This is a genomic window from Paenibacillus sp. FSL K6-1566, assembly GCF_038050475.1.
Classification (GTDB): domain Bacteria; phylum Bacillota; class Bacilli; order Paenibacillales; family Paenibacillaceae; genus Paenibacillus_AQ; species Paenibacillus_AQ lactis.
Genome location: NZ_JBBOSR010000001.1, coordinates 5,683,900 through 5,698,730, shown reverse-complemented (window position 1 = coordinate 5,698,730; position 14,831 = coordinate 5,683,900). Strand labels below are relative to the sequence as shown.

Here is a 14,831-nt window from a genome sequence, read left to right as displayed (position 1 = left end):
CGAAATTATAAGTTTTTGCGATATTCTGAAGGCGTGCAGTTCATGATTTTGCGGAATACCCGAACAAAATAGCTGATATGCCCGAATCCGACATCGAGTGCGATGTCGGATATTTTATGTTCCGGCTGACGCAGCAGCTCCGCTGCCTGCCGCACCCGATAGGAGTTCATATAATCTACCGGCGTCTGACCGGTCATCGATTTGAAGAAGCGGCAGAATTGACCCTCGCTCATCGGGATCAGGTCGGCCAGCTCGCTGATTCGAATCGGGCGATGGTAGTTGTTTTGAATATAGACGATCACCTTCTTCAGCCGCTCGGTTCTTGATGTATCGGCCGCATCGGAACGGCTGCGGTTCACCAGCCTGCCGGATGCGGCGGCGTGATGGAGCATAAGGTACAGATGGCCTTTGATTGCGGCTTCATAACCGGGCGGCGGCTGTTTGGATAAGGCGATCATGTCCTTGATATGCTGGAGTAGCGCACCATCCGTCTCGGAGGTAATCAGCCTAGGAAAGGTGGCCTTCCGTTCCTGAAAGGGAACGATCATGCCTTCCTGGAGCGCATCGTACTGGGCGCTTGCGAGCATGCCGAAATCGAATACCATGGCACAGAAGCTGCAGCCTTGATCCCCTCGGGCGTGGCCGGTATGGATATCGGAGCCGTCGATAAACAGGGCTTCGCCAGCGCGAACCGGAACATATTCGGTATCGTTGATTTGGAACAACACCTCGCCTTCGATGCAATAGAAGATTTCGGATTCCGTATGCCAGTGGGAGTCTACAACATGAGCCCCCGGGGCAAATTGGTACCAGTAAATCCCGAACGGAAAGCGTTCGCTGCCATGAGCCTTGCTTTCTTTGAGGGACCGGTGCAGCGTTTGATCCATGCTTGAATCCTCCTTCGGGCTTTTCAGGAAATGAATGGGTTGCATCTAAACGTCAAGATTGTGCTATAAAATGACCGAATATTGATAGTTCCATTAAAAATATATCAGTATAATGATATTATAACGCTTTCAACCCAATAATCAATTTTCAGAATATAGAAAGGCGGTTCCTATCATGAAATTTACGGACGGCAACTGGCTGGTACGTGAAGGCTTCTCGATTGCAGGAGCGGTACAGGCCTATGATTTTGCAGTGAAAGGCAACACGCTCACAGCGTACGCCTCGACAGCCCCGATTCCAGGCAGAGGAGCAACTATCAACGCGCAGCTCATTACCGTGCAGTTCCATTCTCCGGCTCCGGGCGTGATCGGCGTCAAGCTTGTTCATTATGCAGGCGTACGCGACCTTGGACCGGCATTCGAGCTGTATAAGGAAGAAGGCAGCCATGCAGTTATTGAGGAGAATGACGAGGAGGCTGTGCTTCGCAGCGGAAATTTGAGTGTCGTCATCAAGAAAGGCCCGCAGTGGTCGGTTCATTTCTATCGTGGAGACGAGCGTATCACGGGCAGCGGCTTCAAATCGATCGCCCACATCGTTGAGGACGGCGGACAGACCTACATGCGCGAGGAGCTGGATCTTGGCGTAGGCGAATGGGTATATGGGCTTGGCGAGCGCTTCACGTCCTTCGTGAAGAACGGCCAAACCGTCGACATCTGGAATCAGGACGGGGGCACAAGCTCCGAGCAGGCTTATAAAAACATCCCGTTCTACATCACGAACAAAGGCTACGGCGTATTCGTGAATCAGCCGGATCTCGTCTCCTTCGAGGTGGCCTCCGAGAAGGTGAAGAAGGTGCAGTTCAGCGTTCAAGGCGAGTCGCTGGAGTACTTCATCATCGATGGTCCCGATCCGAAAGGCGTGCTCGATAAATATACGAATCTGACAGGCAAGCCGGCGCTGCCTCCGGCCTGGACCTTCGGCTTGTGGCTCTCAACCTCGTTCACGACACAATATGACGAAGCTACGGTCAATTCATTCGTGGACGGGATGCTGGAGCGCGACATTCCTTTGCACGTCTTCCATTTCGACTGCTTCTGGATGAAGGGGCTGAATTGGACCGATTTCCAATGGGATGAGGAAGTATTCCCGGATCCGGAAGGCATGCTGAAGCGCCTGAAAGAGAAGAGCCTGAAAATTTGCGTATGGATCAACCCGTATATCGCCCAGCGCTCGCGCCTTTTTGAGGAAGGACGGGAGAAGGGATATCTCGTGAAGAAGCCTAACGGCGACGTGTGGCAGTGGAATCTGTGGCAGCCGGGGATGGCGCTTGTGGATTTCACGAATCCGGATGCATGCGAATGGTATGCAGGATATCTCCGCGAGCTGGCGGACATGGGCGTGGACAGCTTCAAAACGGATTTCGGCGAGCGGATTCCAACCGATGTCGTATATTTCGACGGATCCGATCCGCATAAAATGCACAATTATTACACCCAGCTCTACAACAAAGTGGTATTCGAAGTGCTTGTGGAGAAATTCGGGAAAAATCAAGCGGCCGTATTCGCGCGTTCCGCTACGGTTGGCGGACAGCAGTTCCCGGTTCACTGGGGCGGCGATTGCTACGCCGATTACGAATCCATGGCGGAGAGCCTTCGCGGCGGCTTGTCGCTCGGCCTAGGCGGCTTCGGCTTCTGGAGCCATGATATCGGCGGCTTCGAGAATACGGCGCCGGCCCATGTGTTCAAGCGCTGGTTGGCGTTCGGTCTCCTGTCGAGCCACAGCCGCCTGCACGGCAGCACGTCCTACCGGGTGCCTTGGGCATACGACGAAGAGGCCGTCGATGTTACGCGCTTCTTCACGAAGCTGAAGAGCCGTCTAATGCCGTATCTGTTCAATACAGCGGTTCAAGCCTCGGAGCACGGGATTCCGAGCATGCGGGCCATGTTCCTGGAATTCCCTGAAGACCCGGCCGTCGAAATGCTGGACCGTCAATATATGCTTGGCGACTCGCTGCTGGTTGCTCCGGTCTTCAGCGAGAAGGGAGAAGTATCGTATTATCTTCCGCACGGGCGCTGGACGCATCTGCTGACCGGCGAAACGGTGGAAGGCGGTTCATGGCGCAAGGAGACCTATGATTTCCTCAGTCTGCCGCTCTTTGTACGGGGCAACTCTTTCCTGGCGCTGGGCGCTAACGACAACCGGCCGGATTATGACTATGCAGACGGAGTGGAGCTGGGGCTGTATGCCTTGGAAGATGGCCAAGAGGCATCGGTAACGGTACGCAACATGGAAGGTCAGATTGAACTGTCCGTACGCGCTGTCCGTGTTGGAAACCGGATTAGCCTGACATCCGAAGGCAGCGGCAAGCCGTTCTCCGTGAAGCTGTACGGCACGGGCGAAGCTGTCTCCGTAGACGGAGAAGGGGCGACTCTGGCGGAAGGCCGGATTGACGTGGCCGGGGGCCGGAAAGCGGAATTCGCCGTTCAGTTGAAAGGATAGTTTTCGGAAGCGCAAGATTGGCTGCTTGTTAATAAGGAAGGTGAGCCCGGACCAGCCCTGTGCTGGAGTCGGGCTTCTTCCATCTTTTGGTTGATCAAGAAGGGGTGTTTATCCTGATATAATTGGGGAGCGGCAGGGAGTTTGGGCCACCATCGGCAATTATTTGTAACCGTTTCCTCGGATCTGCCGACGTCTATGTAAGACAGGAGCGAAAACCATTCGATGTTATCGTATTTCATTCAACTGATGAATGATATGAAAATCCGAACGAAATTGATTTTATCCTTTGTCGTGGTCGTATTTGTTCCGGTTTCAATCGTCAGCATTTTCCTGACGGGAGAGCTCCGTAAGTTTGCATTTAACAATGCCTTGGAGCAAGCGTACCAGAACGTGGACCGGGTGAAGAAGCGGTCGACAGAGGTGCTTAACGTGTCGGATGATCTATCCTACCGGCTTTCATATGATGAGCGGCTCAAAAACCTGGCCAACCGCCAATATGAAAGCGTATACGATGTGTTTGTCGCCTATCGTGCTTATCCGGATCTTCAGCAGGCGAAGCAGATGTATAAAGAGATCTCCAACATTCGCTTTTACAGCGAGAACCAGACCATGCTGAACAACTGGGAATTCATCTATCCGGAAGAAGAGATCCGGCAGGCGGAATGGTACGTCCGGGCCCAGGAAAATATCGGCGTCATTCACTGGGATTATATTGTTGATGAGCGTGACGGGAAGCACTACCTCAGCCTGATCAAGGGAGTGGACCTGGGGAGCAAAGACAACCGCGGCGTGCTGGTTATCAACGTCAACACGGGCATGCTGAATACGATTCTGAATCAGGAATCGTTCTACACGATCATAGCGGACAGCAAGAACAATATCGTTGCTGCCAACCGCCCGGATCTTTACGGCAGGACGCTGTCCGAAATCCATGATGATTCCGGCGCGGTTTATCAACCGAGCGGGTCCTACGAGGCGGTCATTGATCGTGAAGCATCCAAGGTGCTCATTGAACCGCTGAATCCGGAGATGGGGCAGAACAGCCTAAGAATTATCTCGATCTTCTCCATCGACAGCATCGTAGCCGAAGCGAACCGGATTAACCGGCTGGTGATGACGGTCATCATCATTAGCCTGGTGCTGGCCGTCCTGCTGATCTACAGCTTCTCCTCGCTCATTTCAAACCGCCTGCTAAGGCTTAGCAAGCATATTACAAAGGTAGGGACGGGCAACCTTGCCGTGGCGATGGAGATTGACGGCAAAGACGAGATCGGGCAATTGTCCCGCCAGTTCAACTCCATGGTCGGAAGCATTAATGAGCTGATGAACGAAGTGCAGGAATCCAATTTGCAGAAGCGGCGCTTGGAGCAGAAGCAAAGTGAAATCAAGTTTAAAATGATGGCCAGTCAGATCAATCCCCATTTCCTGTTCAATGCCTTGGAAGCGATACGGATGGAGGCCCATTTGAAGGGCGAGCGCGAGATCGCCCGAATCGTCCGGCTGCTCGGGAAGATGATGCGCAGCAATCTTGAGGTCGGAAGCGGAAAGACGACGATCAAGGACGAAATCGAGATGGTGCGATGCTATCTGGACGTTCAGAAATTTCGATATGAAGACCGGTTGAAATATGAGCTGGAGGTGGATCCGGATGCCGAGCCGGTCAGGATCCCTCCGCTGATTATCCAGCCTCTCGTTGAAAATGCCGTCATTCACGGCATGGACCACAAGGAAGACGGCACGTTTATCCGGGTTAGGGTTACAGCCCAGCGTGGCATGATTCTCGTCGTAACCGAGGATAACGGGGCAGGCATTACTCCGGAACGGCTCGAGATGATACACAGCTTCCTGAATGAATCCGACGAGCATGAGGGCGGCCGAATCGGCTTGCGCAACGTGCATGTCAGACTCCAGCTGACTTATGGCCCCGAATCCGGCTTGGCCATTTATAGCGAGCCGGGAGAGGGCACCCGTATAGAATTCAGTATTCCGACAGGAGGAGAAATCGATGATTAAAGTGCTGATCGTGGATGATGAGCCTAAACTGCGTGAAGGTTTGAAGAGTATCGTGCCTTGGAGCGAGCTGGGGTACGAGGTCGTGGACACAGCTGCCAACGGAAACGAAGCGCTTGAGAAGCACAAGCGTTATGCGCCGGACGTCATGCTTGTGGACATTCGCATGCCGGGCATGGACGGTCTGCAGCTGATCGAGGCGGTCCGCTCCGTCGATCCGGCGATTCATCTTCTGATCCTCAGCGGTTACGCCGATTTCGATTATGCCAAGCGGGCTATCTCCCATCGGGTTGACGGATATTTGCTCAAGCCGGTAGATGAGGATGAGCTGTCCGCTTACCTGATGCAGATGAAGGAAACGATCGAGCAGGAGCGTCAGTGGATGGCGCTGAATCAGGCCGCCTCGGAAATCAGCCGCGAGCAGCTCATTCAATCCTGGCTCCGGCAGGAACAGGAGGCGGGAGTGGATGCGGCATCCCGCCAGCTGGCCGAGCAGCTGGGACTTGCTTGGGACCATTATCAGGTTGCACTTGTTTATGTTCACGGCTCCGATGAATCGAGCGATGAACCGGATCGCCTCCTGAAGGAAAAGCTGGTGGAAGCCTTCGAGAGGGAGGGCAGCGGCATCGTATTTTCGTTGCATGGCTTCCTCGGTCTGCTTATGCCGGTACCGGTGCTGTCCGCCTCCGGAAGGAAAGAGCTGCAGGACCGGCTCGAGACGGCAGCAAGCGCGGCCGGAGCCGCTATTACGGCCGCCATGGGGCAGCCTGTGCGGGAGGCCGCCGATACCGTCAAGTCCTACCATGCGGCCAAGAAGCTGCTGCGGCGGCGATTCTTCTATGCCCCTGGCGAGCTGCTATACCCGGAGTCGGTGCCTTTCGGCGGCGAGAACGGGGCTGAGCCATCGGAAGGGTATGAGCCCGGTCCGTTCATGGAGCAGCTGTATTACGCAGTGGATGTCGGCAACGCGGACATTCAGCAGAAGCTGCTCCGCTCCGCCGCCTTGGGCATGATCCGGGATCAATACACCGAAGGGGACATGAAGAGCGCTTTCGTCGAGCTGCTGACCAGCGTGCATAACAAGCTGACGCTGCATCATACCGAGCTGCAATCGCGAACGAAGGAATACTCGGACCGGATAGCTGCAATCTTCCGCCAACGGACCGTATTTGATCTGTGCCGGCACTCCGCCCAATTCCTGGAGGAGCTGGTGTGGCAGGCGGGCAGAGGGGGGCGGGATCAGGAGATGAAGCGCATACTGGACCTGATCCAACGAAATTACAGCGACAATATTAAGCTGGAAACCTTGGCCTCGGTATTCAATTACAACAGCGCTTACTTGGGCAAAATGTTCAAAAATACAACAGGTGAATACTTTAACACGTATCTGGATAAGGTCCGAATCGACAAGGCCAAGGATTTTCTGAAACAGGGGATGAAGGTGTACCAGGTTGCGGAGAAGGTAGGGTATACCAACGTGGATTACTTCCACAGCAAGTTTAAAAAATATGTTGGAACCTCGCCGTCGAATTATCGCAAAGAGCTGGAGCTTTAAGGGAGCAGTGTGTTATCTCACGTCACGGCGGACGCCTTGGACGGGATAGCCGGCTGCAGCTTGATGCCAAGGCTTGCCGGTGCTTTTCGCTTCCGCAGGTAAGGGCTGCCTTGATTCTGCCCGAAGACGCGTCTATGGTGCGCGTCTATTTTTGTTTGTCCCTCCCCATAGGACATGGCCGGGATCGGGAGGAACAATGTCTAATTTTTATATGATTTTTGCACGAATCCTTTGGGTACCCCCTTCCTGCGGCTTCGTTTATCATCAGGGTATACAAGAGAGGAGGGGTTGGCTTGAAAGCGGTAACAGAGAGAGAAGGCAGCGTCCAACCTGCCACCAGAAAGAAGAAAAAGAAAGGCTTTTGGGCCACTTTCAAGGAGCAGAAAATACTGTACGGCATGTCGCTGCCCTTCATCATTGTCGTGTTCATCTTCAGTTATTTGCCGATATGGGGCTGGCTCATGGCGTTCCAAAGTTACAAGCCGGGCAGAAGCGTATTTGAGCAAAAATGGGTCGGGTTCGATCACTTTGTGGCCCTGTTTACGGATGAAAAGTTTTATCTGGTTTTGCGAAATACGCTGGCTATGAGCTTTATGGGGCTGATCGTCGGCTTCACGATTCCGATCCTGTTCGCTGTGCTTCTCAATGAGCTTCGTGGAAGCGTTTTTAAACGGACGGTTCAGACGATTTCGTATCTTCCCCATTTCGTATCCTGGGTCGTTGTGGCCGGGATCGTGACCAAAATGCTGTCCGTTGATGGAGGCGCTGTCAATCAGCTGCTGATGTGGCTCGGCATCATCGACCAGCCGATTCAGTTCATGGCGCAGGGAAGCTGGTTCTGGTATATCGTAACCGGCTCGGATCTGTGGAAGGAAATGGGCTGGAACGCGATCATCTATTTGGCAGCGATTTCAGGCATCGACCAAGAGCAGTTTGAGGCCGCCAAGGTCGACGGCGCAAGCCGCATCCGTCAGATTTGGCATATTACGATTCCAAGCATTGCGCCGACGATTGCGATCCTGCTGATCATGTCGATCGGACATCTGATCAGCATCGGCTTCGAGAAGCAGTTCCTGCTCGGCAACCCGCTGGTGGTGGATTACTCCCAGGTCCTGGATCTCTATGCATTGAATTACGGGCTTGGCATGGGACGCTTTTCCTTCGGTACGGCCATCGGGATGTTCAACTCGATCGTCAGCATCATCCTGCTGCTCATCGCGAACGGCGTTTTCAAAAAATTTACCAAGCAATCGATTATGTAAGGAGGAGGGACCCGCATGGCACGTACCAAAGCAGCATTCAAGCCCTCGCTCTCCGACCGGGTGTTTGATATTGTGAACTACACGTTTATGACGCTTGTCATGATCGTGACCTTATATCCTTTTTTAAACGTACTGGCCATTTCCTTGAACGACTCCGTCGATACGGTTCGCGGAGGAATTACGATATGGCCCCGTCAATTCACTTTCGAAAATTACGTACAGATTTTTCAATACGAAGGACTGCTCACCGGAGCGAAAATTACGGTCCTTCGGACGCTGGCGGGAACGCTGCTCGGCCTGCTTAGCGGCACGATGCTCGGTTATGTGCTGAGCCGGGTCGATTTTCAGGGCAGAAAGTTCATGTCGACTTTTCTTGCGCTGACGATGTATTTCTCGGGCGGCATGATACCGGTATTTATTCTGATCCGGGATCTGAACATGATGAATACGTTCCTGGTCTACATCATTCCGGGAATGGTAAGCGCGTTCAACGTGTTCGTCATCCGGTCATTCATCGACGGCCTGCCGTATTCCTTGCAGGAATCGGCCAAGCTGGACGGCGCCAATGATTTTACGATTTATTACCGGATTATCCTTCCGCTGTGCAAGCCCGTGCTCGCAACGATTGCGCTGTTTCTGGCCGTCGGGCAGTGGAACTCCTGGTTCGATACGTATCTGTACAACGGCTCCGCGCCTCATCTGACAACGCTTCAATTCGAGCTGATGAAGGTGCTGCAGAGCACGCAGGGTCAGCAAAGCGGCATGATGACCGGCCAGAACATGGCCGAGATCGTGAAACAGGTATCTCCGGAATCGATTAAGATGGCCATTACGATTGTGGTAACGGTTCCGATCCTGATCGTCTACCCGTTCCTGCAGCGTTACTTCGTGAAGGGCATGACGCTTGGCGCAGTAAAAAGCTGATGGCTTACAGCTATCAAGCAGGCCCTTATGCCTGTTAAACGATAGATTATTTACACTTTAGATTAGGGGGTAAAGCAATGAAACAGAAGAAGAGAATATCGTTGCTGTTAGCGGTCATGATGATGGCAACGTTCGTTCTTGCAGCATGCGGCGGTGACAGCGGCAATAGCGCAAACGGCGGACAAAAAGAAAACGGCGGAACGGATGCCCAGCAGGAAGAGAAGCTGGAGCCGATGACGATGACCTATTACAGCGCGGACTCCAATGCAAACTGGGTGAACATGCAGGATGCCGTCGGCAAGAAGTTGACCGAGAAAACCGGTGTTACGATTCAAGCCGAATATGCAGTTGACGGCTCCAACCAGAAGCTGCCGCTGATGGTCGCGAGCGGTGAGTATCCGGACCTGGTGTTTGCTAAGGGTGACGCTAACCTGTTCGTGGATGCGGGCGCTTTTATTGATCTGACGGATCTGATCGAAGAGCATGCGCCGAATATCAAGAAGGTGTACGGCGATTACATGAGCCGTCTGAAGTGGAGCAACGAGGACGAAGCCATCTATGTTCTGCCGACGCTTGCAGCGGTGGATCATGAAGCGCTTGATGCCGGAGGCACGTTCCAGATTCAGCATGAAGTGCTGAAGGAGCTTGGATATCCTGAGCTCAAGACGGTGAAGGACTACGAGAATGCACTGAAAGAGTACTATGAGAAGCATCCGACCATTGACGGCCAGCCAACGATTCCGCTGACGCTGAATGCGGACGGATGGAGAATCATGATCTCCGTGACGAACCCGGCGTTTATCGCAACCGGCGTATCCGATGACGGTGAATACTACATCGATCCGGAGACGACGGAAGCTAAATTGCACTACAAGCGTCCGGAAGAGAAAGAGTACTTCCGCTGGCTGAACCATATGAATGCTTCGGGCCTTTTGGATAAAGAAACGTTCGTTCAGAAGACGGACCAATATGAAGCGAAGATTTCCTCCGGCCGCGTGCTCGGCGTGATTGACCAGGAGTGGGGCTTCGGCAATGCAACGAACGCGCTGAGATCCGCCGGCAAGGAGAACCGCACCTATGCGAGATTCCCGATCCAGCTGGATGAATCGACGAAGGATGCAACGTTCCAGGATACCGGTTATGTCGCCGGATGGGGTGTAGGCATCACGTCTTCCGCGAAGGATCCGGTTCGGATTATCAAGTTCCTGGATTACCTGGCTTCCGAGGAAGGGCAAATTTTGATGAATTGGGGTATTGAGGGCGAGCATTATAACGTCGTGGACGGCAAGCGCGTCATTCCGGAAGAGGTCCAGGAGCGCAAAACCTATGACAATGCCAACTTCACTAAAGAAACGGGCATCGGTTTGTATAACGCCATCTTCCCGCGCTATGGCGACGGCGTGAAGGATTCGACGGGCAACTACTATACGACGAACTTCCCGGAAACGATCAAGGAGAACTACACGCCATCCGCCAAGGAAACGCTGAAGGCTTACGGCGTTGAAATGTGGAAGGACCTGTGGCCGAAGAAGGAAGAATTCCCTGTGAAGCCGTGGGGCGTAGCTTACAACATTCCGGTGCCAAGCGACTCCAACATTAATATTACGTACAAAAAAGTGGAAGAGATTACACGCAAGCGCATTCCGGAAATCATTCTGGCCGATCCGGCGAAATTCGATCAGCTGTATGATCAGTTCATCAAGGAACTGAACGATGCCGGAGCGGAAAAAATGGAGAAGGAATATACCGAGCTTGTGCGTCAGCGCGTCGAGCTGTGGAACAGCTAAAGTTCAAGAAGGGGCCGGCCTCGTGCAGGCCCCTTCTTATTGCGGCTTTAGCCAGTTGAGCTCGCGAAGCGTGCGAAACAAAAAACCACCCGCTATGCGGGTGGAGGGATCGAGGTTTGACCAACAAGACCATTCCGATAAAATTGAGATGTTCAGGCTCAATAATGAAAGGAATGGTCTTAGATGGCAAACAAGAGCTATAGTTTAGCTCACACGAAGTGGATGTGCAAGTACCACATTGTGTTCACCCCGAAGTATAGACGGAAAGAGATTTATAATCAAGTGAGGAAAGACTTAATCGAAATATTCAAACGATTATGTAAATACAAGGGAGTGGAGATAATCGAAGGTCACATGATGCCCGATCATGTACATATGTTGGTAGCAATTCCCCCAAAAATCTCAGTATCATCATTTATGGGATACCTGAAGGGGAAAAGCTCACTCATGATATTCGAGAAGCATGCTAGCTTGAAGTATAAATATGGTAATCGAAAATTCTGGGCGGAGGGATACTACGTCAGCACAGTGGGCTTGAATGAAGCCACCGTGGCAAAATATATCCGTGAGCAAGAAGCACATGACCAAGCAATTGATAAACTGAGTGTGAAAGAGTATGAAGACCCATTCAGCAAAAACAGTAACAAGAAGAAGTAAACCAGTTTAACTGGTAAGTGAAAGTGACAAATTACACTGAGCCTGAACAATTTTATTGTCAGGCTAGCGTCTTTAGGCGCAGTTTGGCAACAAGGGGTTATACCCCAAGAGCAAACCACCCGTTTGACGGGTGGTTCTGATTTCGGGGACCAACCTCGGCGCAGGACATTTAATATTTTTCAGTAACAGGTTCGCAAATGGGAGGGTCTGCCCTCAAAATGGAGAAATACAATCAAGAAGAAATCATTAGGAGAACAAGAACTCGCTTGGCGCACAATGGCAAATCGACGACTATGAGATGATGCACGTTACGCGAAAAGGAGGAGATCAAGCTGGAAACGAATCCGAGCAGATCCTATAAGCTATGGTACGACAAGCCGGCTTCCGTATGGGAAGAGGCGCTTCCTCTAGGGAACGGACGCCTTGGCGCAATGGTGTTCGGGGGCATTCAGGAGGAGCGTATTCAATGGAATGAGGATACACTCTGGTCCGGATTCCCGAGGGATACGAACAATTACGAGGCGCTTCGTTATTTGCAAGCGGCCAGGGAATTGATCGCTTCCGAGAAATATGCGGAGGCCGAGAAGCTGATTGAGGAACGGATGGTTGGCCGGAATACGGAAGCCTTTTTACCGCTCGGGGACCTGCTGATCGAACAAACGGGGATCGATGACGGGCAGTCGGATTACCGGCGCGAGCTGGATCTGGGCAATGGGGTTGCTTCGGTAGTGTTTCGGACCGGGCGAGGTGAGCGCTTTCAAAGGGAGATGTTTATCAGCGCGGCGGACCAGATCGCGGTGATCCGGTATACGGGCAGTGCCGAAGGGAGCATTCATCTGAAGCTGAAGCTGCAGTCGCCTCTGAGATATGAGACTGAAATTACGCCCGGCGGCGTTATGCGGCTGTTCGGACATGCGCCGACGCACATCGCGGATAACTACCGAGGTGACCACCCCCAATCGGTATTATACGAGGAAGGGAGTGGGCTCCGATATGAAATGCAGGTCGCGGTCCGGGCGGATGGGGGCCGCATCGGCATAAACGGCGATGTCTTGACGGTTACCGGTGCCGGTGCCGTGACGCTGCATGTTGCGGCAGCCACGGACTTCGAAGGCTTTGACGTCATGCCGGGGGCTAAGGGGAGCGATCCGGCAAGACTGTGCAGCGCCCGTCTTGAAGCCGCTGCAGGGTACGATGACGAAGCCTTGCGTTTGCGGCATACGGAGGAGCATCGGGCGCTCTTCGGACGGGTGGCGGTGGAGCTGGGCGATGCCGAGCATCGTGCCCGGATGGAGGCGATCCCGACGGATCAGCGCCTGGCGGCTTACGCCGGAGGTCAGGAGGATCCATCGCTGGAGGCGCTGATGTTCCAATACGGGCGATATTTGCTGATGGCAAGCTCCCGCCCCGGAACCCAGCCGGCGCATCTCCAAGGGCTGTGGAACCCTCATGTTCAGCCGCCTTGGAACAGCAATTATACGACCAATATCAATACGGAGATGAACTACTGGGCAGCGGAGACGGGCAATCTGAGCGAATGTCATGAACCGCTGATCCAAATGGTCCGGGAGCTAGCCGTCAGCGGAGCACGGACGGCCAAAATTCATTACAATGCCCGGGGATGGGCCGCACATCATAATGTTGACCTATGGCGAATGGCTAATCCAAGCAATGGAAGGGCCATGTGGGCGTTTTGGCCGATGGCCGGCCCTTGGTTGTGCCGCCATCTATGGGAGCACTATGTATTCAACCCGGATCCGGAGTACTTAAGGAACACGGCTTATCCTCTCATGCGGGAGGCGGCGCTATTTTGCCTGGATTGGCTGATCGAAAACGGTGAGGGACATCTGGTTACCAGCCCGTCGACATCGCCGGAGAATCAGTTCTTGACGAAGGAAGGCGTGCCGTGCAGCGTATCGGCAGGGTCCACGATGGATATGGCGCTGATTCGCGAACTTTTCCGTCATTGCCTTGAAGCCTCCGAGCTGCTGGAGATCGACCGGGAGCTGCAGGAAGAGCTGCGGAGCGCGCTGGAGCGGCTCCTTCCATATCAAATCGATGATGACGGGCGGCTGATGGAGTGGAGCAAGCCTTTTGCGGAGGCGGAACCGGGCCATCGGCACGTATCGCATCTGTACGGCCTGTATCCCGGCACCGATATCAATCTGCGGGATACGCCCGAGTTGGCGGAAGCTGCCCTGCAGTCGCTCATGTCCCGAATCCGGAGCGGAGGCGGACATACGGGCTGGAGCTGTGTGTGGCTCATCAATCTGTTCGCAAGGCTGCAGCAGCCGGAGCTGGCTTATCAATACGTGCGGACTTTACTAACCCGTTCGGTTCACCCGAACCTGTTCGGCGATCATCCGCCGTTCCAGATCGACGCCAATTTCGGCGGAGCTGCCGGCCTCGCCGAAATGCTGCTGCAGAGCCATCTGGGCGAGATTGTGCTGCTGCCCGCGCTGCCGGCTGCATGGTCCTCGGGTGCCGTCCGCGGCTTGAAGGCGCGGGGCGGCTTCCTGATTGACATGGAGTGGAAGGACGGCGCATTGGCATCGGCGTCGATCACGTCAACCCATGGGCAGCCTTGCAGCGTCAGCTGCGGGATCCCGGTGCGGGTGCAGCGTGAGGACGGATCAGCTGCGGCTTCGGGCGAGCGCTGCTCCTTCGACACGGTCAAGGGAGAGACGTATCGCGTGCTCCCGTTAGAGCGTGCCTGAGCCTGTTAGGGAGGGCATCTAGGCAGTGTGGCTGTGGAGGGCGCTTAGCCGCGTGGTTAGTGAGGGCTCTTGGCAGTGGCTGTGGAGGGTGCCAGGCAGTGTGGTTAGGACTGATATGTAGTGTGTGGGAACGTACAACAAGTCCTCAAAAGGGACTTGTTTGGCTAACTGGGGTAATATTTCGAGTAACAAGTCCCTAAAAGGGACTTGCTCAGGGATCTGAGGCGGAAATTGGAGCAACAAGTCCTTAAAAGGGACTTGCTCGGGGACCTGGGGCGGAATTTCGAGTAGCAAGTCCTTAAAAGGGACTTGCTCAGGGATCTGAGGCGGAAATTCGAGTAGCAAGTCCTAAAAAGGGACTTGCTCAGGGACCTGAGGCGGAAATTGGAGCAATAAGTCCTTAAAAGGGACTTGCTCAGGGATCTGAGGCGGAAATTCGAGTAGCAAGTCCTAAAAAGGGACTTGCTCAGGGACCTGAGGCGGAAATTCGAGTAGCAAGTCCTTAAAAGGGACTTGCTCAGGGATCTGAGGC

At 53.7% G+C, this 14,831-nt stretch carries 9 protein-coding genes; 8 read left to right on the top strand and 1 reads right to left on the bottom strand.

Features of this window, described 5'->3' with window-relative positions; translation table 11 throughout:
• Positions 1-5: 5 nt before the first annotated feature.
• Positions 6-887 carry an AraC family transcriptional regulator gene (locus NST08_RS25575; RefSeq protein WP_007131741.1) on the bottom strand — a complete coding sequence of 294 codons (882 nt, stop codon included), beginning with the start codon at positions 885-887 and terminating at the stop codon, positions 6-8.
• A 175-nt stretch (positions 888-1,062) separates the two neighbouring features.
• Between NST08_RS25575 and yicI the strand changes: the two genes are divergently transcribed.
• The 8 genes from yicI to NST08_RS25535 all read left to right on the top strand — a co-directional run bounded on the left by yicI (position 1,063) and on the right by NST08_RS25535 (position 14,299).
• Positions 1,063-3,387 carry an alpha-xylosidase gene (yicI, locus tag NST08_RS25570; RefSeq protein ID WP_341342425.1) on the top strand — a complete coding sequence of 775 codons (2,325 nt, stop codon included), beginning with the start codon at positions 1,063-1,065 and terminating at the stop codon, positions 3,385-3,387.
• A gap of 222 nt (positions 3,388-3,609) precedes the next feature.
• A complete protein-coding gene (locus NST08_RS25565; protein ID WP_007131739.1) occupies positions 3,610-5,400 on the top strand; it encodes a cache domain-containing sensor histidine kinase in 1,791 nt (596 codons plus the stop codon).
• Positions 5,393-6,952: a response regulator transcription factor gene (locus NST08_RS25560; protein WP_007131738.1), complete on the top strand. Its 1,560-nt coding sequence runs from the start codon at positions 5,393-5,395 to the stop codon at positions 6,950-6,952. The genes NST08_RS25565 and NST08_RS25560 overlap by 8 nt, the downstream gene beginning before the upstream one ends.
• 293 nt (positions 6,953-7,245) lie before the next feature.
• Positions 7,246-8,214, top strand: a complete 969-nt coding sequence (locus NST08_RS25555) for an ABC transporter permease (RefSeq protein WP_341342424.1) — start codon at positions 7,246-7,248, stop codon at positions 8,212-8,214.
• Positions 8,215-8,229: 15 nt separating this feature from the next.
• Entirely contained in the window at positions 8,230-9,138 is a 909-nt protein-coding gene (locus NST08_RS25550; protein ID WP_007131736.1) for a carbohydrate ABC transporter permease, read from the top strand.
• Positions 9,139-9,215: 77 nt separating this feature from the next.
• Positions 9,216-10,925 carry an ABC transporter substrate-binding protein gene (locus NST08_RS25545; protein ID WP_007131735.1) on the top strand — a complete coding sequence of 570 codons (1,710 nt, stop codon included), beginning with the start codon at positions 9,216-9,218 and terminating at the stop codon, positions 10,923-10,925.
• A gap of 183 nt (positions 10,926-11,108) precedes the next feature.
• On the top strand, positions 11,109-11,582 hold the full coding sequence (tnpA, locus tag NST08_RS25540; protein WP_007127619.1) for an IS200/IS605 family transposase: 474 nt from the start codon (positions 11,109-11,111) through the stop codon (positions 11,580-11,582).
• Between the two features lie 326 nt (positions 11,583-11,908).
• Positions 11,909-14,299 (top strand): glycoside hydrolase family 95 protein, encoded by a 2,391-nt coding sequence (locus NST08_RS25535; protein WP_341342655.1) that lies wholly within the window; start codon positions 11,909-11,911, stop codon positions 14,297-14,299.
• The last annotated feature ends 532 nt before the right edge of the window (positions 14,300-14,831 follow it).

Coding starts and splice junctions, on each gene's coding strand:
- NST08_RS25550 (WP_007131736.1), top strand. CDS start 8,230: ATGGCACGTACCAAAGCAGCATTCAAGCCCTCGCTCTCCGACCGGGTG.
- NST08_RS25565 (WP_007131739.1), top strand. CDS start 3,610: ATGTTATCGTATTTCATTCAACTGATGAATGATATGAAAATCCGAACG.
- NST08_RS25560 (WP_007131738.1), top strand. CDS start 5,393: ATGATTAAAGTGCTGATCGTGGATGATGAGCCTAAACTGCGTGAAGGT.
- yicI (WP_341342425.1), top strand. CDS start 1,063: ATGAAATTTACGGACGGCAACTGGCTGGTACGTGAAGGCTTCTCGATT.
- NST08_RS25575 (WP_007131741.1), bottom strand. CDS start 887: ATGGATCAAACGCTGCACCGGTCCCTCAAAGAAAGCAAGGCTCATGGC.
- tnpA (WP_007127619.1), top strand. CDS start 11,109: ATGGCAAACAAGAGCTATAGTTTAGCTCACACGAAGTGGATGTGCAAG.
- NST08_RS25545 (WP_007131735.1), top strand. CDS start 9,216: ATGAAACAGAAGAAGAGAATATCGTTGCTGTTAGCGGTCATGATGATG.